This window comes from Limnohabitans sp. INBF002 (assembly GCF_027924905.1).
GTDB lineage: Bacteria > Pseudomonadota > Gammaproteobacteria > Burkholderiales > Burkholderiaceae_C > Limnohabitans.
On record NZ_AP027055.1, the window covers coordinates 2,220,970 to 2,239,784 of the forward strand.

General features: G+C 57.3%; 26 protein-coding genes. All 26 read right to left on the reverse strand.

The window, feature by feature from the left end:
- Positions 1 to 10: 10 nt before the first annotated feature.
- The 26 genes from QMG15_RS11165 to QMG15_RS11290 all read right to left on the reverse strand — a co-directional run bounded on the left by QMG15_RS11165 (position 11) and on the right by QMG15_RS11290 (position 18,747).
- On the reverse strand, positions 11 to 778 hold the full coding sequence (locus QMG15_RS11165; RefSeq protein WP_281788659.1) for a Nif3-like dinuclear metal center hexameric protein: 768 nt from the start codon (positions 776 to 778) through the stop codon (positions 11 to 13).
- Positions 775 to 1,917, reverse strand: a complete 1,143-nt coding sequence (locus tag QMG15_RS11170) for a Do family serine endopeptidase (protein WP_281788660.1) — start codon at positions 1,915 to 1,917, stop codon at positions 775 to 777. The genes QMG15_RS11165 and QMG15_RS11170 overlap by 4 nt, the downstream gene beginning before the upstream one ends.
- An 18-nt stretch (positions 1,918 to 1,935) precedes the next feature.
- A complete protein-coding gene (tatC, locus tag QMG15_RS11175; RefSeq protein ID WP_108358328.1) occupies positions 1,936 to 2,706 on the reverse strand; it encodes a twin-arginine translocase subunit TatC in 771 nt (256 codons plus the stop codon).
- Positions 2,699 to 3,172 carry a Sec-independent protein translocase protein TatB gene (gene tatB / locus QMG15_RS11180; protein ID WP_281788661.1) on the reverse strand — a complete coding sequence of 158 codons (474 nt, stop codon included), beginning with the start codon at positions 3,170 to 3,172 and terminating at the stop codon, positions 2,699 to 2,701. Before tatB ends, tatC begins: the two co-directional genes overlap by 8 nt.
- A gap of 19 nt (positions 3,173 to 3,191) precedes the next feature.
- Entirely contained in the window at positions 3,192 to 3,422 is a 231-nt protein-coding gene (gene tatA / locus QMG15_RS11185; RefSeq protein ID WP_108281767.1) for a Sec-independent protein translocase subunit TatA, read from the reverse strand.
- Between the two features lie 32 nt (positions 3,423 to 3,454).
- On the reverse strand, positions 3,455 to 3,811 hold the full coding sequence (locus QMG15_RS11190; protein ID WP_108358330.1) for a histidine triad nucleotide-binding protein: 357 nt from the start codon (positions 3,809 to 3,811) through the stop codon (positions 3,455 to 3,457).
- 7 nt (positions 3,812 to 3,818) lie between these two features.
- A complete protein-coding gene (locus QMG15_RS11195; RefSeq protein ID WP_104797164.1) occupies positions 3,819 to 4,187 on the reverse strand; it encodes a phosphoribosyl-ATP diphosphatase in 369 nt (122 codons plus the stop codon).
- Between the two features lie 5 nt (positions 4,188 to 4,192).
- Positions 4,193 to 4,588 (reverse strand): phosphoribosyl-AMP cyclohydrolase, encoded by a 396-nt coding sequence (gene hisI, locus QMG15_RS11200; protein WP_281788662.1) that lies wholly within the window; start codon positions 4,586 to 4,588, stop codon positions 4,193 to 4,195.
- 23 nt (positions 4,589 to 4,611) lie between these two features.
- Entirely contained in the window at positions 4,612 to 5,412 is an 801-nt protein-coding gene (hisF, locus tag QMG15_RS11205; protein WP_281788664.1) for an imidazole glycerol phosphate synthase subunit HisF, read from the reverse strand.
- Between the two features lie 18 nt (positions 5,413 to 5,430).
- Positions 5,431 to 6,306: a D-hexose-6-phosphate mutarotase gene (locus QMG15_RS11210; RefSeq protein WP_281788665.1), complete on the reverse strand. Its 876-nt coding sequence runs from the start codon at positions 6,304 to 6,306 to the stop codon at positions 5,431 to 5,433.
- The gene (gene hisA, locus QMG15_RS11215; protein ID WP_281788666.1) at positions 6,299 to 7,039 is read right to left on the reverse strand and encodes a 1-(5-phosphoribosyl)-5-[(5-phosphoribosylamino)methylideneamino]imidazole-4-carboxamide isomerase; all 741 of its coding nucleotides are present in this window, start codon (positions 7,037 to 7,039) and stop codon (positions 6,299 to 6,301) included. The genes QMG15_RS11210 and hisA overlap by 8 nt, the downstream gene beginning before the upstream one ends.
- 15 nt (positions 7,040 to 7,054) lie before the next feature.
- Entirely contained in the window at positions 7,055 to 7,714 is a 660-nt protein-coding gene (gene hisH, locus QMG15_RS11220; RefSeq protein ID WP_281788667.1) for an imidazole glycerol phosphate synthase subunit HisH, read from the reverse strand.
- The gene (gene hisB / locus QMG15_RS11225) at positions 7,711 to 8,316 is read right to left on the reverse strand and encodes an imidazoleglycerol-phosphate dehydratase HisB (protein ID WP_108358335.1); all 606 of its coding nucleotides are present in this window, start codon (positions 8,314 to 8,316) and stop codon (positions 7,711 to 7,713) included. The genes hisH and hisB overlap by 4 nt, the downstream gene beginning before the upstream one ends.
- Positions 8,317 to 8,329: 13 nt before the next feature.
- Positions 8,330 to 9,454 carry a histidinol-phosphate transaminase gene (gene hisC / locus QMG15_RS11230; protein ID WP_281788668.1) on the reverse strand — a complete coding sequence of 375 codons (1,125 nt, stop codon included), beginning with the start codon at positions 9,452 to 9,454 and terminating at the stop codon, positions 8,330 to 8,332.
- A gap of 6 nt (positions 9,455 to 9,460) precedes the next feature.
- Positions 9,461 to 10,804, reverse strand: a complete 1,344-nt coding sequence (gene hisD / locus QMG15_RS11235) for a histidinol dehydrogenase (protein ID WP_281788669.1) — start codon at positions 10,802 to 10,804, stop codon at positions 9,461 to 9,463.
- A gap of 24 nt (positions 10,805 to 10,828) precedes the next feature.
- The gene (gene hisG, locus QMG15_RS11240) at positions 10,829 to 11,497 is read right to left on the reverse strand and encodes an ATP phosphoribosyltransferase (protein WP_281790130.1); all 669 of its coding nucleotides are present in this window, start codon (positions 11,495 to 11,497) and stop codon (positions 10,829 to 10,831) included.
- Positions 11,498 to 11,597: 100 nt separating this feature from the next.
- Positions 11,598 to 12,875 carry a UDP-N-acetylglucosamine 1-carboxyvinyltransferase gene (murA, locus tag QMG15_RS11245; protein WP_281788670.1) on the reverse strand — a complete coding sequence of 426 codons (1,278 nt, stop codon included), beginning with the start codon at positions 12,873 to 12,875 and terminating at the stop codon, positions 11,598 to 11,600.
- 8 nt (positions 12,876 to 12,883) lie between these two features.
- Positions 12,884 to 13,129: a BolA family protein gene (locus QMG15_RS11250; RefSeq protein WP_281788671.1), complete on the reverse strand. Its 246-nt coding sequence runs from the start codon at positions 13,127 to 13,129 to the stop codon at positions 12,884 to 12,886.
- A gap of 10 nt (positions 13,130 to 13,139) precedes the next feature.
- Positions 13,140 to 13,919 carry an ABC transporter permease gene (locus QMG15_RS11255; protein ID WP_281790132.1) on the reverse strand — a complete coding sequence of 260 codons (780 nt, stop codon included), beginning with the start codon at positions 13,917 to 13,919 and terminating at the stop codon, positions 13,140 to 13,142.
- A complete protein-coding gene (locus QMG15_RS11260; RefSeq protein WP_281788672.1) occupies positions 13,919 to 14,836 on the reverse strand; it encodes an ABC transporter ATP-binding protein in 918 nt (305 codons plus the stop codon). The genes QMG15_RS11255 and QMG15_RS11260 overlap by 1 nt, the downstream gene beginning before the upstream one ends.
- A 74-nt stretch (positions 14,837 to 14,910) precedes the next feature.
- Positions 14,911 to 15,198, reverse strand: coding sequence for an STAS domain-containing protein (locus QMG15_RS11265; protein ID WP_281788673.1), 288 nt, complete (start codon positions 15,196 to 15,198; stop codon positions 14,911 to 14,913).
- 3 nt (positions 15,199 to 15,201) lie between these two features.
- Positions 15,202 to 15,843 carry an ABC transporter substrate-binding protein gene (locus QMG15_RS11270; protein WP_281788674.1) on the reverse strand — a complete coding sequence of 214 codons (642 nt, stop codon included), beginning with the start codon at positions 15,841 to 15,843 and terminating at the stop codon, positions 15,202 to 15,204.
- Between the two features lie 47 nt (positions 15,844 to 15,890).
- A complete protein-coding gene (locus QMG15_RS11275; protein ID WP_281788675.1) occupies positions 15,891 to 16,637 on the reverse strand; it encodes a VacJ family lipoprotein in 747 nt (248 codons plus the stop codon).
- A gap of 8 nt (positions 16,638 to 16,645) precedes the next feature.
- Positions 16,646 to 17,125 (reverse strand): outer membrane lipid asymmetry maintenance protein MlaD, encoded by a 480-nt coding sequence (gene mlaD / locus QMG15_RS11280; protein WP_281788676.1) that lies wholly within the window; start codon positions 17,123 to 17,125, stop codon positions 16,646 to 16,648.
- A gap of 15 nt (positions 17,126 to 17,140) precedes the next feature.
- Positions 17,141 to 17,917 carry a lipid asymmetry maintenance ABC transporter permease subunit MlaE gene (gene mlaE, locus QMG15_RS11285; protein ID WP_281788677.1) on the reverse strand — a complete coding sequence of 259 codons (777 nt, stop codon included), beginning with the start codon at positions 17,915 to 17,917 and terminating at the stop codon, positions 17,141 to 17,143.
- Positions 17,914 to 18,747 carry an ABC transporter ATP-binding protein gene (locus QMG15_RS11290; RefSeq protein WP_281788678.1) on the reverse strand — a complete coding sequence of 278 codons (834 nt, stop codon included), beginning with the start codon at positions 18,745 to 18,747 and terminating at the stop codon, positions 17,914 to 17,916. Before QMG15_RS11290 ends, mlaE begins: the two co-directional genes overlap by 4 nt.
- Between the last annotated feature and the right edge of the window lie 68 nt (positions 18,748 to 18,815).

Consider the following 18,815-nt stretch of genomic DNA (forward strand, 5'->3'; position numbering starts at 1 on the left):
CGAACACCCATCATGCGGGGTTATCTATTTCGATGAACTGGTGGCTGATGCCCAGTTGTGCCGCCACATGCGCCGCAGCGGCAGGTGCGCCATAACGCTCAGTGGCGTGATGCCCACAAGCCAAAAAAGCCACCCCAGTTTCGCGCGCCAAATGCGCTTGGGGCTCTGAAATTTCGCCCGTGATAAAGGCATCCACACCCGCGGCAATGGCTGCTTCGAAATAACTTTGCGCACCGCCGGTGCACCAAGCCACTTTGCGTATTTCTCGCGCAGGCGTTTGCACCACCACAGACTCACGTTGCAAAGCCCCCGACACCACTGCCGCCAAAGCTTGCGCATCGGCAAACGTTTGGCCATCCGCGCGCGCGCCCCACAAGCCCAAATCTTGCTCACCAAACGTGCCTTGCACTTGCAGCCCCAAACGCTGGCCTAGCTGCGCGTTGTTGCCCAATTCAGGATGTGCATCCAGCGGCAAGTGGTACGCCAACAAGTTGATGTTGTGTGCCAACAGCAGTTGCAAGCGTTGCTTCATCCAGCCGGTGACCGTGCCGTCTTGGCCACGCCAAAACAAACCGTGATGAACAAAAATGGCATCCGCCTTGGCATCTATCGCCGCCTCAATCAAAGCGCGGCTGGCGGTCACGCCAGAGACGATGTGGCGAATGGTGTCTGCACCTTCGACTTGCAAACCGTTCGGTCCGTAATCTTTGAAACGTGCAGGCTGCAACAAATCGTTGAAGGCACTCAGCAATGTTTGGCGGGTGACGGTTTGACTCATCGGGGCACCTTGGTTTTGGGACGCTGGACCGCCGTGACATTCAAGGTCAGGTTTTGATTGCGCCGAACCACTTCGAGCTTCACGTTCTCGCCGGGCGTGAGTGCGGCAATTCGCGTCAACAGCTCGCCCACATTTTTCACGGGCTGCCCAGCCACGGCCAACAACAAATCGCCTGGGCGCAAGCCTGCATTCGCAGCGGGGCCGTTTTGCAGCACCCCCGTGATCACCACACCGTTGGTTTGCTTCAAGCCAAACGTCTCGGCCAATTCAGGCGTCAACTCACTGGGTTCAATTCCCACCCAGCCGCGTGTCACTTGACCATCGCGCACGATACCCTCTAGCACTTGACGCGCGGTAGACACAGGAATGGCAAAACCAATGCCCATGTTGCCGCCCGAACGCGAATAGATGGCGGTGTTGATACCAATCAGATTACCGTTCACATCCACCAAAGCGCCGCCCGAGTTGCCAGGGTTGATGGCCGCATCGGTTTGGATGAAATTCTCAAAAGTGTTGATGCCCAACTGGTTACGGCCCAAGGCCGACACGATGCCGCTGGTCACGGTTTGGCCCACGCCGAATGGATTGCCAATTGCCAACACGCGGTCACCCACTTGCGCGGTGTCTGAATTGCCCAAGGCAATGACGGGCAAGCGGTCTAGGTTGATGCGCAAAATAGCGAGGTCGGTATCCGGGTCTGCGCCAATCACCTGTGCAGTTGCATGGCGACTGTCACTCAAGGTGACTTCAATTTCTTGCGCACCCTCAATCACATGGTTGTTGGTGAGGATGTACCCCTCAGGGCTGACGATGACGCCACTGCCCAAGCCCTGCTGTGGCGTGTCGTCTTCGCGGTCGCCATAGAAAAAGCGAAACCAAGGGTCGTTTTGAAAAGGATGCGCGGGCGCATTCGCTTGTGTGGTGGCAATGCTCACCACGGCAGGCGATGCCACTTTGGCCGCGGGGCTGAAACTGCCAGGCATGACCGTACCAGCGACATTGGGTGCAGCCTCCAGCAAAGTCACACCTGAGATTGGCACGCGACGGTTGAGCCACTCAGGCTTCAAGGTCCCCACCACAAACCAAATCGCCACCAGCACGGTGACCACTTGGGAGAACAGCAACCATTGACGTTTCATGGTGTGTTTGCGCAGAGCTTATTCGGCGTCAGGCGCTTGCGTGTGTTTGATGAACAACTGTGCGGCCCAAATGCCGATCTCGTACAAGATGCACATGGGAATGGCCAGCGCCAGCTGCGACACCACATCGGGGGGCGTCACGATGGCCGCGATGATGAATGCCAACACGATGAAGTACGAGCGAAAGTCTTTGAGCTTTTCGATGGTCACCACATTCATGCGCGCCAACACAATGACCACGATAGGCACTTCAAACGCCAAACCAAAGGCGATGAACATGCTGATGACAAAGCCCAAATAAGCCTCAATATCAGGTGCAGCCGTGATGCTTTTGGGCGCAAAGCTTTGGATGAACTTGAACACTTGGCCAAACACGAAGAAGTAGCAAAAGGCCACCCCCACCATGAACAGCAAAGTGCTCGACACCACCAAAGGCAGCACCAATTTCTTTTCGTGCGAATACAAGCCAGGCGCCACGAACGCCCACACTTGGTACAACACCACCGGCAGCGCCAGCAAGAACGCAGTCATCAGCAAAATTTTGAGCGGCACCAAAAATGGTGAAATCACCGACGTGGCGATCAACGTGGCACCCGCAGGCAACTGAGCCACCAAAGGTGCAGCCAACAAGTCATACAGCTCGGCAGGGCCGGGGTAAATCGCCAACGCAGCACCAGCCACCAACACGGCAATCGTGGCTTTGACCAAACGGTCACGCAACTCAATCAAGTGCTGCACAAACGGCTGCTCGGTGCCTGCCAATTCGTCGGTAGAGGGGGTATCAGACATGTTCAGAACGCTTCACAGGGCGAAAACGCGCCACGCGGGCCGCGCCAGATAGCGCCTTGGTGCGTACACCTTGACGGGCTTTGTACCAATGCGGCACGGCACCACGCTTGAGGCGCCATTTCTTGCCTGGGTTTTCATACGTGGGTGGCGGTGGGGCCAACGGTTCGTAATGGTCAGACGACAAACCAGCCGTGGTTTCGGACCAGTCTTTCTCAAAGTCGCTGGCTGCGGTGTGTACGGAGTGCTCCACATCGCGTGCCGCTGTCTCCATCGTCTCTTTCATCTTCTTGAGCTCATCGAGCTCCATCGTGCGGTTGACCTCAGCTTTGACGTCAGCCACGTAACGCTTGGCTTTGCCAATCATCGTCCCCATCGTGCGGGCGACACTGGGCAATCGCTCGGGCCCGATGACCACCAAGGCCACCGCACTCACTACCGCAATTTTGGAAAAATCGAGATCAAACAAAGCAAGCGATCAACATCAATTAAGACTTGTTCTTGACTTCAACGTCAATGGTGTTTTTGTCAGCAGACACAGCGGCAGCAGGCGCTGCTGGCTTGTCTTCGGCAGGTGCGCTGCCATCTTTCATGCCGTCTTTGAAACCCTTCACGGCGCCGCCCAAGTCTGAGCCCAAGTTTTTGAGCTTCTTGGTACCAAACACCATGATGACGATCAACAAGACGATCAGCCAATGCCAAATTGAAAACGAACCCATGTGTGACTCCTAAATAATTGATTGAATTCTAATCAGCCGCGCAGCCAAGGGCGTGGACCGCCCATGACATGCCAGTGCATGTGATGGACTTCTTGCCCACCTTCAGCGCCAGTATTAGCCACGATGCGAAAGCCACCTTCGGGGTAAGGTTTTGCGCCTTCTTGCAAAGCCAGCTTGGGGGCCAGCAACATCATGCGACCCAACAAACCTTCATGCTCGGGCGTGACATGCGCCATCGAGGGAATGTGCAACTTAGGAATGATCAAAAAGTGCACGGGCGCCCACGGGTTGATGTCGTGAAACGCGAAGATTTCGTCGTCTTCGTACACCTTGCGCGACGGGATTTGACCCGCGATGATTTTGCAAAAAATGCAATTAGCGTCTGTCATATTGTCCTCACTCGCCTGCGGCTTCGCGGGCTTGCGCTTTGCGCAAAGCTTTCTCTTCCAAGCCACTCAGGCCTTCGCGGCGCGCCAGCTCGTCAATCACGTCAGAGGGCTTCAAGCCATAGTGCGCCAAAGCGATCATGCTGTGAAACCACAGGTCGGCCACTTCGTACACCAACTTAGAAGCGTCGCCGCCATGGTCCACATCTTTGGCGGCCATCACGGTCTCAGTGGCTTCTTCGCCAATCTTCTTCAAGAACGCGTCAGGGCCTTTGTGCAGCAAGCGCGAGACGTAGCTCTTCTCGGGGTCGCCGCCATTGGCGGGCTTGCGGCTTTCAATCACGTCGGCCAGACGCTGCAGGGTATCGTTTGAACTCATGGTGTTCACTTGTAAATAGATTCAGGGTCTTTCAGCACAGGCTCGCAAGCGTGCCACGCTTCACCTTCAAGGCGTTGGTAGAAGCAGCTATGGCGGCCAGTATGGCAGGCAATGCCGGGCTCGTGCCCTTCTTGCGTCACCTTGAGCAACACCACGTCGTTGTCGCAGTCGATGCGAATGTCGTGCACCGTTTGCACATGGCCCGACTCCTCGCCCTTGAACCACAGCTTGTTGCGTGAGCGGCTGAAATACACCGCACGCTTGAGCTCAGCCGTTTTTTGCAGCGCCTCGCGGTTCATCCACGCAAACATCAGCACATCGCCGCTGTCTTTTTCTTGGGCGATCACGGGCACCAGCCCTTTGTCGTCCCATTTGATGGCATCAAGCCAAGTTGAGGTCATGTCGGTTGTTTTCAAGAAAAGGATTACAAGCGCACAGGAATGCCGCGCTCACGCATGCGCTCTTTGGCTTGCTGCACGGTGTATTCGCCGTAGTGAAAGATGCTCGCAGCCAGCACGGCGTCAGCACCGCCTTGTTGCACGCCGTCGGCCAAGTGGTCGAGGTTGCCCACGCCGCCTGAGGCAATCACGGGCACGGGCACGATGTCGGACACAGCACGGGTGAGCTGCAAGTCAAAGCCGCTCTTGGTGCCGTCGCGGTCCATGCTGGTAAGCAAGATTTCGCCTGCGCCGTAATCGGCCATTTGCTTGGCCCACGCCACGGCGTCCAGGCCTACGTTTTTACGGCCGCCGTGACTGAACACATCCCAGCCGGGGCCAACGGGCAAACCGTTTGCGCCCATACGCTGTTCGTCTTCCGCGGTGCGGCGTTTGGCATCGATGGCCACGACGATGCACTGCGCGCCGTATTTGGCCGAGGCATCGCGAATCACTTGTGGGTTGGCAATGGCGGCTGAGTTGAAGCTCACTTTATCAGCGCCTGCGTTGAGCATGCGGCGCACGTCGTCGACGGTGCGCACACCACCGCCCACAGTGAGAGGGATGAACACTTGGCTGGCCACGGCTTCGATGATGTGAAGAATCACATCACGCGCGTCGCTGGTAGCGGTGATGTCAAGAAACGTCAGCTCATCTGCACCTTGGTCGTTGTAGCGTGCCGCGATTTCAACAGGGTCGCCTGCATCGCGCAGCTCGACAAAGTTGACGCCTTTGACGACGCGACCACCGGTCACGTCGAGGCAAGGAATGATGCGCTTAGCAAGCATAGAGATCCAAAGAGTTCTTCAAGAAACGGTCAAACGCTGCCAGCCAACCCATTGGCTACCAGCGGGAATTGAGATGGGTTCAAACACCTGCGCGGCTTCCACGCACAACATGCGAGCAAAACCTTGAGCGGGCATGTCGGCCAGTGCGGCGCATTTGCTTTCGCCGGGGTTCCACACCACAGACTCAGCCCACGAAGGGCTTTGTTCAATTTGCAAGGTAGACGCACCATCTTGCAGGTGCAGCGGCTTGGCAGATAAGCCCTCACCACGCGCGTATACGCGGTCGAACTCGCCGTCAAAGTACAGCGCCTCGTCGGCCACGCCGTGCACATCGGCCACAGCATCCCATTCGGGGTGACCGCCCAAGCCACGCAGCTCGGTCAGGTCAATGTCATCGACGGCTAGGTACGTGTGCAGTGCGCCAGTGAAGTGCAAATCGTTTTGCGCTTCGGTGTTGTTGACGGTCAGCGTGAGGGTCAGCTGGCCGGGTGTCAACGCCACGCGCAGCTGGGCCACAAAGGCCTGTTGCCAAATGGCGAGTGTGTCGGGGTTGGTGCTGAGGGTGAAGTCAATGTGTACGTCGTCACCACTTGTCACCGCATCGCCCGCTGTCCAATCCATGTTGCGTGCAAAGCCATGTTTAGGCAAAGTGCCGCGTTGGTTGAACTGAGGGAAGCACACCGGCACGCCGCCACGGATGGCGGATTGGCCATCCCACAGGTTATTGGGGCTTAGATACAAACGCTCGCGGCCTTGGCTAACCCACGACAACACATGCGCACCTTGCAGGGCCACCAACACGGTATCGCCGCAAGGCAAGGTCAAGCGCTGGCAGGCAAGGCCTTGGTGAAGCTCACCGCAGGCCGCGTTACCGGCGGCTGTGGCATTAGCCATTGAGTTCGTCAGCGCGGGCTTGGGCTTTTTCGAAGTCCAAATCGCCGCTGTAAATGGCGCGACCACAAATCACGCCTTCGACGCCCTCATCTTCCACGGCGCACAACTGTTCGATGTCGGCCATGTTGGACAAGCCGCCAGAAGCGATGATGGGGATCGACACAGCTTGCGCCAGCTTGACGGTGGCGTCGATGTTGATGCCTGTCAACATGCCATCGCGACCGATGTCGGTGTAGATGATGGACTCAACGCCATAGTCTTCAAACTTCTTGCCGAGGTCAGCCACTTCGTGACCGGTGAGCTTGCTCCAACCGTCGGTGGCGACTTTGCCGTCTTTGGCGTCAAGGCCCACGATGATGTGGCCGCCAAAAGCTGCACACGCATCTTTCAAGAAGCCGGGGTTTTTCACGGCAGCGGTGCCGATGATGACGTAACGCAAGCCTGCGTCGATGTATTTTTCAATCGTGTCGAGGTCGCGAATGCCGCCGCCCAACTGCACGGGGATGTCGTGGCCCACGGCTTTCAAAATGGCTTTGATGGCCGCTTTGTTTTGTGGCGTGCCGGCGAAAGCGCCGTTCAAGTCCACCAAGTGCAGGCGACGCGCGCCTTTGGCCACCCAGTTGAGCGCCATTTGCGCTGGGTCTTCACCGAAGGTGGTGGATTGCTCCATGTCACCTTGTTTGAGGCGCACGCAATGTCCGTCTTTGAGGTCGATGGCGGGAATTAAATACATGATGGCGTTAAAAGTTCAAGGGTTCCAGTGCAGAAAGTTGCGGTACAGGGCCAAGCCATGCGCCGCGCTTTTTTCCGGGTGAAATTGTGTCGCAAAAATGTTGTCACGGGCCACGGCACATGTAAAAAGGCCGCCGTAGTCAGTTTGGGCCGCGCTGTGCTCTGGGTTCGCTGGGCGGGCGTAGAAACTGTGCACGAAATAGAAGTAGCTGCCCCCATTCTCTGACGGCACATCGGTCCACATGAAGTGCGGGCGTGTGGGCTGCACTTGGTTCCAGCCCATTTGCGGCACCTTGAAGCGGCTGCCATCGGGTTGTGTGCGGCCCGCCAAATCAAACTTCACCACCTCGCCGGGAATCAGGCCTAAGCCGGGCGTGTCGCCCTCGGCACTGTGGTCCAGCATCATTTGCATGCCAACGCACACGCCAAACAAAGGTTTTTTGTGGGCAGCGTCCATGACCGCATCAAACATGCCGGACTCACGCAACTCGCGCATGCAATCAGGCATAGCACCTTGACCAGGCAAGACCACGCGGTGCGCATCGCGCACCACCTGCGGGTCAGATGTGACCACCACTTCGGCATGGTCCACCAGCGAAGCCGCATGCATCACCGCCTGCGCCACCGAGCGCAAGTTGCCCATGCCGTAATCAACGACTGCGACTTTGTTGGTCACAGGCTTCCCTTGGTGGAAGGAATCATGCCGGCGGAGCGTGGGTCCAATTCCAAAGCAGCACGCAAAGCACGCGCAAAGGCCTTGAACACGGTCTCAGCTTGGTGATGCGCGTTCTCGCCGCGCAAGTTGTCGATGTGCAAGGTCACAAAAGCGTGGTTCACAAAGCCTTGGAAGAATTCAAACGCCAGTTGGCTGTCGAACTCGCCAATCATGCCGCTCTTGAACGGCACATGCATGATGAGGCCAGGACGGCCCGAGAAATCCACCACCACGCGGCTGAGCGCTTCGTCGAGCGGCACATAGGCGTGGCCGTAACGGCGAATGCCTTTTTTGTCGCCCACGGCTTTGGCAAACGCTTGGCCCAAGGTGATGCCCACGTCTTCCACGGTGTGGTGGCCGTCGATGTGCAGGTCGCCCTTGGCTTGGATGTCGAGGTCAATCAAACCATGACGCGCGATTTGGTCGAGCATGTGGTCAAAGAAACCAATGCCGGTAGAGAGCTTGGATTGGCCTGTGCCGTCGAGGTTGATCTTGACGGTGATTTGGGTCTCGGCCGTGTTGCGGCTGACTTCGGCAGTTCTTGGCGCTGTTTGGGCTGTCATGTTTGACTTTCGATTAAGAGAGAGCGGCTTGCAGGGCAGCCAAGAGTTGTTTATTTTCCTCGGGCGTGCCGATGGTCAGGCGCAAGCAATTGGCAAGCAATGGGTGCATTTTAGAAACGTTCTTCACCAGCACTTTGTGGGCCTTGAGCACCTCAAAAGCGCGGTTGGCGGCATCGGCCTCACCATTGAAACGCAGCACCATCATGTTGGCTTCGCTGGCATAGGGCGTGACGCCAGTCATTTGCTGCAAGGCTTTGAACAAAGCTTCACGCTCGGTGCGAATGACAGCGGCTTGCTGGGCAAACACATCCGTGTGCTCCAGCGCAAACAAAGCGCATTCGGCGTTGAGCACGCTCACGTTGTACGGTGGGCGCAGTTTGTCGACCTCGTTGATCAGCGCCTGTGGGGCAATCATGTAGCCCAAGCGAATGCCAGCCAAACCAAACTTAGACAGCGTGCGCATCAGCAGCACATGGGCGTTCGCCGCTGGATGCTGGCGAATTTCGTCCAACCAGCTTTTGCTGGAGAACGGCTGATACGCCTCATCCATCACCACCAAGCCACCGTAAGCGCTGACCTGCGTGATGAGGCGACGAATGGTGTCGGCGTCCCACAAGTTGGCAGTGGGGTTGTTGGGATAGGCGATGTAAACGATGGCCGGTTCGTGTTGGGCGATGGCGACAGACATGGCGGCTTCGTCCAACTCAAAGTCGGCCTTGAGCGGCACACCGATGTATTGCAAACCTTGCAGCTGTGCGCTCATACCGTACATCACAAAGCCGGGCTCTGGGGCCACAACTTTGGCGCGATCTTGAGCGCCGGGGACGGCACAAGCTTGCGACAACAAAGAAATGAGTTCGTCAGAGCCGTTGCCCAACATCAGGCCCAAACCTGCAGGCAAATCAACGTATTTCGCCAGTGCGCTCTTCAAGTCGTCGATGCGAGCGCCAGGGTAGCGATTGACTTCCACCGCGCCCAAACGTGCGCCGAGTTTGGCCTGCAATTCGGACGAGAGGGTGAATGGGTTTTCCATCGCGTCAAGCTTGACCATGCCCACCGAGTGCTGCACAGCATAGGCGTGCATGGCTTGAACATCGGGGCGAATGAAACGCAGAGCCTTGTTCGTTTGATTCGTCATATCTGATCAGTCTTTCTTCAAACGAAACTCAGCCGCCATGGCGTGGGCTTGCAAGCCTTCGCCATAGGCCAGCACAGCGGCAATCTTGCCCAGCGTTTGTGCGCCCTGCTCGCTCACCTCGATCAAGCTGCTGCGCTTTTGGAAATCGTACACGCCCAAGGGCGAGCTGAAACGCGCCGTACCGCTGGTGGGCAACACGTGGTTGGGGCCAGCGCAGTAGTCGCCCAAGCTTTCGCTGGTGAACGCGCCCAAGAAGATCGCACCTGCGTGCTTGAGCAACGGCTCCCACTTGTGTGGCTCGTTGCTCGACACCTCCAAGTGTTCGGGCGCAATGCGGTTGCTGATGGCACAGGCTTCTTCCATGCTCTGGGTGTGGATGAGCACACCACGGCCATTGAGCGATTTTTCGATGATGTCTTTGCGCGGCATTTGCGGCAGCAAGCGTTCAATCTCGGCTTGCACGCGGTCAATGTACGCAGCATCGGGACACAGCAACACGCTTTGCGCCAACTCGTCATGCTCGGCTTGGCTGAACAAATCCATGGCCACCCAATCGGCGGGCGTGGAGCCATCGGCCAACACCAAAATTTCGCTGGGGCCCGCAATCATGTCAATGCCCACCGTGCCAAACACACGGCGCTTGGCAGCGGCCACATAGGCGTTGCCGGGGCCGGTGATTTTGTCCACCGCTGGCACTGTGGCTGTGCCGTAGGCCAACGCAGCCACGGCTTGTGCGCCACCGATGGTGAAGGCGCGGCTCACGCCGGCCACATACGCAGCGGCTAACACGAGCGGGTTCTTTTCGCCACGCGAGGCGTCAGCCGAGCTTCTATCGCGTGCTGGCGTAGGCACCACCATGATGATTTCACTCACGCCTGCGACGTGCGCAGGAATGGCGTTCATCAACACGCTGGATGGATACGCGGCTTTGCCACCGGGCACATAGATGCCCACGCGGTCGAGTGGCGTGACTTTTTGACCCAGCAGCGTGCCATCGGCATCGCGGTAAGTCCAGCTTTCGCCACTGGCTTTCTTTTGCGCCTCGTGGTAGCTGCGCACGCGGGCGGCGGCGGCTTGCAAGGCGTCGCGTTGCTCGGCGGGCAAGCCATCGAAGGCGGCTTTGAGTTCGACTTGCGTCAGCTCCAACGCAGCCATGCTGTCGGCCTTCAGGCCGTCAAAGCGCTCGGTGTACGCCAGCACAGCGGCGTCGCCACGCTTTTGCACGTCGGCCAAGATGTCAGCCACGCGTTGCTCGATGGCCGCATCGGTGTCGGCAGACCAATGCAGACGCGCTTTGAAATCAGCTTCAAAGGTGGGGCTGGTGGTCGAGAGACGAAGCGGTTTGGCCATCTTGTGTACGTGTGATGTGAGAGATTATTTGCCTGCCGACAGAGCAGCAGAGAAGGCATCGATGATGCGGCGAATGTCGGCCTGCTTCATCTTGAGCGCGGCTTGGTTGACCACCAAGCGCGAGCTGATGTCCATGATGCGCTCAACTTCCACCAAGTGGTTGGCTTTGAGCGTGTTGCCGGTAGACACCAAGTCCACGATGGCATCGGCCAAGCCGGTGAGCGGGGCCAATTCCATGGAGCCATAGAGCTTGACCAAATCGACGTGCACGCCTTTGGTGGCGAAGAAGTCACGCGCAATAGTGGTGTACTTGGTCGCCACTTTCAAGCGTGCGCCTTGTTTGACCATCGCGGCGTAATCGAAGTCAGAACGCACGGCTACGCTCATGCGGCATTTGGCGATTTGCAAATCGAGCGGTTGGTACAGGCCCGTGGTGGCCACGCCACCCGCCACACCACCGCTGTGTTCGATCAACGTGTCAAGACCCGTCACACCCAAATCAGCACCGCCGTATTGCACATACGTGGGCACATCAGACGCACGCACCAGCACCACGCGCACGTTGGCGTGGTTGGTGGGCAAGATGAGCTTGCGAGATTTTTCTGGGTCTTCGAGCACCTCAATGCCTGCGGCTTTGAGCAGCGGCATGGTTTCGTCAAAGATGCGGCCTTTGGAGAGAGCGAGTGTGAGCATTTCTTTTACTTTCATGGCGTGAGCGCCGCCGGGCCGCCCCAAGGCGCGAGGGCCCCCTCGGGGGGCAGCGAAGTACACGAAGTGACGAGCGTGGGGGCCATTACTTGACTCTTTCGATATCTGCACCGATAGCGCGCAGCTTGGCTTCCATCTTGTCGTAGCCACGGTCCAAGTGGTAGATGCGGTCCACCAAGGTTTCGCCATCGGCTACCAAGCCGGCAATCACCAGCGAGGCAGAAGCGCGCAAGTCAGTAGCCATCACTGTTGCACCCGAGAGCTTTTGCACGCCTTCAAGCACGGCCACTTTGCCGTCGATTTGGATGTGTGCACCCAAGCGCACCAACTCGTTGACATGCATGAAGCGGTTTTCAAAAATCGTTTCGGTCACCTTCGAGGCACCCTTGGCAATCGCGTTCAACACCATGAACTGCGCTTGCATGTCGGTGGGGAAGCCTGGGTATTCGGTGGTGCGGAAGTTTTGCGCCTTGAGGTGTTCATACGCGGGCGCTGTGCCTTGGATGCGAATGCCGTCTTCGTTGGCAGTGACGATTGCACCAGCATCGCGCAGCTTGTCGATGACCGCGTCCAAATGGTCGGCACGGGCGTGGCGCAAAAACACGTCGCCGCCGGTCGCAGCCACTGCGCACAAAAACGTGCCGGCTTCAATGCGGTCGGCCACCACTTTATGGGTGCAGCCGTGCAAGCGCTCCACACCTTGGATGTGAATACGGCTGGTGCCGTGGCCTTCAATCTTCGCGCCCATGGCAATGAGCATTTCAGCCAAGTCTGGAATTTCTGGCTCTTGCGCAGCGTTTTCTAAAACGGTTTCGCCGTCGGCCAAAGCCGCAGCCATCAGGAAGTTTTCTGTGCCCGTGACCGTCACCATGTCGGTGGCAATGCGCGCGCCTTTGAGGCGTGTGCGACCACCACCCAACTTCGCCACCATGTAGCCGTGCTCCACCTCAATTTCAGCACCCATGGCTTGCAAGCCTTTCAAGTGCTGATCCACAGGGCGTGAGCCAATGGCGCAACCGCCGGGCAACGACACCTTGGCGTGACCAAAGCGGGCCAACAAGGGGCCCAGCGCCAGCACCGAAGCGCGCATGGTTTTCACCAGCTCGTAAGGGGCTTCGGGGTTGTTCAAACCACCCGCATCCAAACTCACGGTGCCGTCATCGGCGCGCTCGGCGGTGACACCCATGTTGCGGATGAGCTTGAGCATGGTGGCCACGTCTTGCAACTGCGGCACGTTGTGCAACGTGACAGGTTGGTCGGTCAACAAGGCCGCGCACAGCTCGGGCAGGGCCGCGTTTTTGGCGCCAGAAATCAGCACCTCGCCATTGAGGGTGCGGCCGCCGCGAACGAGTAATTTATCCATAGGGTTTCTTAAGCTTTAGAAGCAGCTTGCCACTCGGCAGGCGTGTAGGTTTTCATGGACAAAGCGTGTACTTCGTCGGTTTTGATTTTTTCGCCCAAGGTGGCGTACACCTTCTGGTGGCGTTGGATGAGGCGTTTGCCTTCAAACTCGGCGGACACCAAAGTGGCATACCAATGACGGCCATCGCCCTCGACGTGCAAATGCTCGCAGGGCAGGCCTGCGGCGATGATGGTTTGTAGTTCTTCTGCTGTCATTTAAAAACCTTCATCCTCGAATCTTGTAACCCGTGCGCAGCAAGTGCAGCGCGATGGCTGACACCGCGGTTAAACACACGCCCACCACGCCCAAGCTCAGCCAAGGCGACACATCGCTCTGGCCAAAGAAACCAAAACGGAAACCGTCAATCATGTAGAAGAACGGGTTGAGGTGGCTCACGCTTTGCCAAAAGCTCGGCAGCGAGTGGATGGAGTAAAACACGCCGCTCAAAAACGTCATCGGCATGATGATGAAGTTTTGAAAAGCAGCCATCTGGTCAAACTTATCCGCCCACAAACCGGCAATCAAACCCAGCGAGCCGAGCATGAGCGCGCCCAACACAGCGAAGGTGATGACCCACAAAGGCTGCGTGGGCATGAGCGAGAAATTAAGCACCGACGACTGCCACACAAACAGCACGCCCGCCAGCAGCACGCCCGCACCCACCAACAAGCCCCGCACCATGGCTGACAGCGCATAGGCAAAGAACCAGCTCCAGTGCGACAGCGGGGTGAGCAACAAGAACACCAAATTACCCATGATCTTGCTTTGCACCATGGACGAGGAACTGTTGGCAAACGCGTTTTGCAACACGCTCATCATCACGAGGCCTGGAATCAAAAACGCGGTGTAGCTCACGCCGTCGTACACCTGCACATGCGCTTCCAGCACGTGACCAAAAATCATCAGGTACATCACCGCGGTGAGCACAGGCGCCGCCACCGTTTGGAAACTGACCTTCCAAAAACGCAGCACCTCTTTGTAAAACAGCATGGTCCAGCCGGTCATCATGCGTTCACCTCTTCGCTTTTGTGCATCACATCAAGAAAAACGTCTTCCAAATCGGCTTTGCGAATTTCTACGTCTTGCGCATGCAAACCTGCTTCGCGCACGGCTGCAAGGTAGCGTTCAATCTCCAACGCGTCGTTGGCAGGGAACTGCACGATGCGGCCTGTCACTCGCGCTTTAGCGGCGAGTGCCGGTGGTAACTCGGTGTCGAGCTTGAAGCGCAGCACATTGCTCGATGCGGCTTTGAGCAACTCGGTGGTGCTATCGAGCGCCACCACTTTGCCGTTTTTCAACATAGCAATGCGGCTGCACAAAGCTTCGGCTTCTTCGAGGTAATGCGTGGTCAGCAACACGGTGCTGCCCTCTCGATTGAGCTTGGCGATGAACTGCCACAAGGTTTGGCGCAGCTCTACGTCCACACCTGCGGTGGGCTCGTCGAGCACGATGACAGGCGGCCTGTGCACCAAAGCTTGCGCCACCAACATGCGGCGTTTCATGCCGCCTGAGAGTTGGCGCATGTTGTGGTGGGCTTTATCGGTGAGGCCGAGGCTGTGCAACAGCTCGTCAATCCAGTCATCGTTGTGCTTGACGCCAAAGTAGCCCGATTGAAACTTCAAAGCTTCGCGCACATTGAAGAACGGGTCAAACACCAGCTCCTGCGGCACCACGCCCAACATGCGGCGGGCTTGGGCGGATTGGGTGGCCACATTGACGCCGTGCACGAGCACCGAGCCAGACGTGGCTTTGGCCAAACCGGCCAAGATGCTGATGAGGGTGGTTTTGCCCGCACCGTTGGGGCCCAAGAGTCCGAAGAACTCGCCTTTTTGGACATCAAAACGCACGCCATCGAGCGCCTGAAACGGGCCTCGGGCGGTTTGGAAGGTTTTGGAAACGGATTGAAAAGAAATAGCGGGCATGAGTAGCCTTTGATTTTAAGGCTTTACCAATGCCCTGACTTGGCGGCACCCACTTAGGGCACCTAAAACCCGTTTTAGTGGAGCAAGGCGCTCAGGCCATAGACTTTGGCCAAGGCTTGGGCACGCTCGGGCAGGCCCGTGACGCGCAACTGCGCACCTTTGTCCAACACCGCACGGCGACAGGCCAAGATCACGGCCAAAGCCGAAGAATCAAACTGAGTCAACGCAGAGGCATCCAAAACCGCTTCGCCGCCTTCGGCCAGCTGTGCGGTCAAAGACGCCACCAAGCCATCAGCCACGGCTTGAGCTTGAGCCTGCATCAACACGGCAGGCAAGGCAATGGCGGCGGTCAAGGTGTTCATGGTTTATTTGGATGCGCGAGCGTTGGTTTTGTTGCGGTCGCTCAAGCTGGCGATCAAGCCATCCACGCCTTTGGCGTTGATTTCTTGCGCAAACTGAGTTTTGTAGTTTTCAACCAGCCATATGCCCATGACATTCATGTTGTAAACCTTCCAAGCGCCATCCGCAGACTTCTCGACACGGTAGTCCAGTTGAATGGGATCACCTTTGCCACGCACTTCGGTACGAACCAACACCTCTTTGTCATCGGCAGCCGCACGCAATGGCTTCACCACAATGGTTTGGTCGTTGACTTGACCCAAAGCGCCTGCGTAGGTGCGCACCAACAAGGTTTTGAATTCTTCTTGCAAACGCTTTTGCTGCTCTGGCGTGGCTTGGCGCCAGCCTGGGCCGACAGCAGACGCCGTCATGCGCAAGAAGTTGACATTGGGCATGACACGTTGGTCAACCAAAAGACCAATTTTGTTCACATCCCCGCTGTGAATGGATTTGTCCGCCTTGATGGCGTCCAAGATATCGCCTGAAACGCGTTTGACAAACACATCCGCAGGCTCTTCCGCGGCATACACGGCATGGACCATCCCCAGCGCGCAAGCCGCACCCAAGACCCATGCAGACAATGTGCGGCGTGACAAAAAGCGGTTCATGGTTTCAAGCTCCAAAGGATTCTGTTTATTTTTAACGTCAAAACGTCTTACTTCGTTGACGGAGTGGCAGGCTCAGCGCTCGGGTCAGGCAGGTCTTCTTCATCCGGCGGATTCCCGTCGTAGACCTGGTTGCGACGGTATTGCAAGTAGGAGTCACGCGTGAAGCTGTATTTATCAATAGCAGCACCCGACAACAAATCCGTGGTTTGCAACAAGCTCGCCCGTTTGTCCACCGTACGCGCCACAACAGCCACATTGCGTTCTGCGACCACATCATGGTGGGTCACAAAATCAGTCGCAAACTCCAACGGCAAAGTGGAGGTATCCCGCACTGTCGAGGGGCCGAATACAGGCAACACCACGTAGGGCCCGCTCGGTACGCCCCAATAGCCCAGCGTTTGACCGAAGTCTTCAGGATGGCGCTCTAAACCAATTTCTGTTGCCACGTCAAAAATGCCATAAATACCCACCACGGTATTCACCACCACGCGCATCAACGACTCAGCGGTGTTGCGGCCTTTGAGTTGCAAACCGTTGTTGGCGGTAGACCAAACATCAGACAAGTTGCGAAAGAAATTGCTCACACCTGTTTGCACGGGTTGTGGCGTGTAGTCGCGGTAACCTGTGGCTGCCGGCTTGAGCACGTTATCGTCCAAGGCGTCGTTGAAGACGGACACTTTGCGGTTGAATGGCTCCAACGGATCTTTGGGGTTCGCATTAGGATCTGTGGCGCAGCCAGCGCTCAGCGCGGTCAGCACCACCAACGCTGCATACACACCCCAACGTTGAAGCATCACACCTATCATTTGCCACCCTTTTCAGGCGCTGGCTCAGCAGCCTTGTTGTACAAAAATTGGCTGATCAAGTTCTCCAACACCACGGCAGATTGCGTGGCTTGGATGCGGTCGCCATTGGCCAAGTTGTCAGCCTCAGAACCAGCTTCGATGCCAATGTATTGCTCGCCCAGCAAACCACTGGTGAGAATTTTCAATGAGCTGTCTTTGGGGAACTGGTAACGGCTCTCGATGTTCATCGTGACCGTGGCTTGAAAGGTTTTGTCGTCAAACGTGACGTTTTCCACACGGCCCACCACCACGCCTGCGCTCTTGACGGCCGCTTGGCGCTTCAAACCACCAATGTTGTCAAAGCGGCCACTCACGGTGTAGCTGGACTGGAAATTCAAGGTCAACAAATTGGCTGATTTCAAAGCCAAAAACAAAATCGCTGCTGCGCCCAAGAGCACAAACAAACCCACCCACACATCATTTTTGGAGCGTTGCATAGCTTCCTCGATTCATCAAATACTGAACATCATGGCGGTGAGGATGAAGTCCAACCCCAACACCGCCAACGAAGCGACCACCACCGTCTTGGTGGTGGCGCGCGAAACACCTTCGGGTGTGGGTTGAGCTTCATAGCCTTGCAGCAGCGCCACAAACGTGACGGTCACACCGAACACGATGCTTTTGACCACGCCATTGCCCACGTCTTTCCACACATCGACGCCGCCTTGCATCTGGCTCCAGAACGAGCCGGCATCGACGCCAATCATCAACACGCCCACCATCCAGCCGCCCAAAATGCCCACGGCGCTGAACACCGCTGACAGCAAAGGCAAAGCGATGATGCCGCCCCAAAAACGTGGGCCCAAGATGCGGCGCACGGGGTCGACCGCCATCATGTCCATGGCGCTGAGTTGCTCGCCCGCTTTCATCAAACCAATTTCAGCGGTGAGCGATGTACCGGCACGGCCTGCAAACAACAAGGCACTGACCACGGGACCAAGTTCACGCACCAAGCTCAAGGCCACCAACAAGCCCAGCGCTTCGGCAGAGCCATAGCGCTGCAAGGTGTAGTAGCCCTGCAAGCTGAGCACAAAGCCCACAAACAAACCCGACACCGCAATGATGGCCAACGAGTAGTTGCCCAAAAAATGCACTTGGTCGCGCACCAAACCAAAGCGGCGCATGTTGTGGCCAAACTCGGTGATGAGACGCACAAACAAACGTGCGCCTAGCCCTAAGCCAGCCAAGTAGCTGCGCACAGCAAAGCCTAAATTGGCGATGAATTTCATGCCTCGCCCTCCACGCCAAAGTCTTGCGCCACGCTGGGGCCTGGGTAATGGAAACGCACAGGACCATCTGGTGCGGCGGTGACAAACTGCTTCACCAACGGGTCGGTGCTGTGACGCACTTCATCAGGTGTGCCTTGTGCAGCAATCTTGCCGTTGGCCAACACGATCACTTGATCGGCGATGTGAAAGGTCTCATCCAAATCATGCGACACGATCACGCTGGTCAAGCCCAAGGTGTCGTTGAGCTGGCGAATCAAGCGAGCAGCGGTGCCGAGAGAAATAGGGTCTAGACCTGCAAAGGGCTCGTCGTACATGATGAGTTCTGGGTCGAGTGCCATGGCACGCGCCAAGGCCACGCGACGGGCCATGCCGCCCGAAATTTCGCTGGGCATCAAATCGCGCGCGCCACGCAGGCCCACGGCTTCGAGCTTCATCAACACGATATCGCGAATCATGGATTCGCTCAAGTCGGTGTGCTCGCGCAGCGGGAAAGCCACGTTGTCAAACACGCTCAAGTCGGTGAACAAAGCGCCAAACTGAAACAGCATGCCCATGCGGCGACGCACGGCGTACAGACCAGCGGGGTCTAGCGCGCCAACTTCTTGGCCATCAAACGTGAGGCTGCCAGACTGAGCGCGGTATTGGCCGCCAATCAAACGCAGCACCGTGGTCTTGCCGCCACCCGAAGCGCCCATCAGCGCCGTCACCTTGCCGCGCGGTATGGTGAGCGAAATGCCATCCAAAATGAGGCGTTCGCCATAGCCAAAGCGAATGTCGCGCAGCTCGACCAGCGCATCAGGGTTTGTGTTTAAGGGGGAAGTGTTATTCATAAAAACAAAAGCTGGCCTATTGATAAAAACAGGCCAACTTTTGCTATTTTAGAACCAAGCCGTCACAA

Bases quoted from the DNA above. Each gene is read 5' to 3' on its own strand.
- QMG15_RS11165 (WP_281788659.1), bottom strand. From the start codon at position 778: ATGAGTCAAACCGTCACCCGCCAAACATTGCTGAGTGCCTTCAACGAT.
- QMG15_RS11170 (WP_281788660.1), bottom strand. From the start codon at position 1,917: ATGAAACGTCAATGGTTGCTGTTCTCCCAAGTGGTCACCGTGCTGGTG.
- tatC (WP_108358328.1), bottom strand. From the start codon at position 2,706: ATGTCTGATACCCCCTCTACCGACGAATTGGCAGGCACCGAGCAGCCG.
- tatA (WP_108281767.1), bottom strand. From the start codon at position 3,422: ATGGGTTCGTTTTCAATTTGGCATTGGCTGATCGTCTTGTTGATCGTC.
- QMG15_RS11190 (WP_108358330.1), bottom strand. From the start codon at position 3,811: ATGACAGACGCTAATTGCATTTTTTGCAAAATCATCGCGGGTCAAATC.
- QMG15_RS11195 (WP_104797164.1), bottom strand. From the start codon at position 4,187: ATGAGTTCAAACGATACCCTGCAGCGTCTGGCCGACGTGATTGAAAGC.
- hisI (WP_281788662.1), bottom strand. From the start codon at position 4,588: ATGACCTCAACTTGGCTTGATGCCATCAAATGGGACGACAAAGGGCTG.
- hisF (WP_281788664.1), bottom strand. From the start codon at position 5,412: ATGCTTGCTAAGCGCATCATTCCTTGCCTCGACGTGACCGGTGGTCGC.
- QMG15_RS11210 (WP_281788665.1), bottom strand. From the start codon at position 6,306: ATGGCTAATGCCACAGCCGCCGGTAACGCGGCCTGCGGTGAGCTTCAC.
- hisA (WP_281788666.1), bottom strand. From the start codon at position 7,039: ATGTATTTAATTCCCGCCATCGACCTCAAAGACGGACATTGCGTGCGC.
- hisB (WP_108358335.1), bottom strand. From the start codon at position 8,316: ATGACAGCCCAAACAGCGCCAAGAACTGCCGAAGTCAGCCGCAACACG.
- hisC (WP_281788668.1), bottom strand. From the start codon at position 9,454: ATGACGAATCAAACGAACAAGGCTCTGCGTTTCATTCGCCCCGATGTT.
- hisD (WP_281788669.1), bottom strand. From the start codon at position 10,804: ATGGCCAAACCGCTTCGTCTCTCGACCACCAGCCCCACCTTTGAAGCT.
- hisG (WP_281790130.1), bottom strand. From the start codon at position 11,497: ATGCTCACACTCGCTCTCTCCAAAGGCCGCATCTTTGACGAAACCATG.
- murA (WP_281788670.1), bottom strand. From the start codon at position 12,875: ATGGATAAATTACTCGTTCGCGGCGGCCGCACCCTCAATGGCGAGGTG.
- QMG15_RS11250 (WP_281788671.1), bottom strand. From the start codon at position 13,129: ATGACAGCAGAAGAACTACAAACCATCATCGCCGCAGGCCTGCCCTGC.
- QMG15_RS11255 (WP_281790132.1), bottom strand. From the start codon at position 13,919: ATGACCGGCTGGACCATGCTGTTTTACAAAGAGGTGCTGCGTTTTTGG.
- QMG15_RS11260 (WP_281788672.1), bottom strand. From the start codon at position 14,836: ATGCCCGCTATTTCTTTTCAATCCGTTTCCAAAACCTTCCAAACCGCC.
- QMG15_RS11265 (WP_281788673.1), bottom strand. From the start codon at position 15,198: ATGAACACCTTGACCGCCGCCATTGCCTTGCCTGCCGTGTTGATGCAG.
- QMG15_RS11270 (WP_281788674.1), bottom strand. From the start codon at position 15,843: ATGAACCGCTTTTTGTCACGCCGCACATTGTCTGCATGGGTCTTGGGT.
- QMG15_RS11275 (WP_281788675.1), bottom strand. From the start codon at position 16,637: ATGCTTCAACGTTGGGGTGTGTATGCAGCGTTGGTGGTGCTGACCGCG.
- mlaD (WP_281788676.1), bottom strand. From the start codon at position 17,125: ATGCAACGCTCCAAAAATGATGTGTGGGTGGGTTTGTTTGTGCTCTTG.
- mlaE (WP_281788677.1), bottom strand. From the start codon at position 17,917: ATGAAATTCATCGCCAATTTAGGCTTTGCTGTGCGCAGCTACTTGGCT.
- QMG15_RS11290 (WP_281788678.1), bottom strand. From the start codon at position 18,747: ATGAATAACACTTCCCCCTTAAACACAAACCCTGATGCGCTGGTCGAG.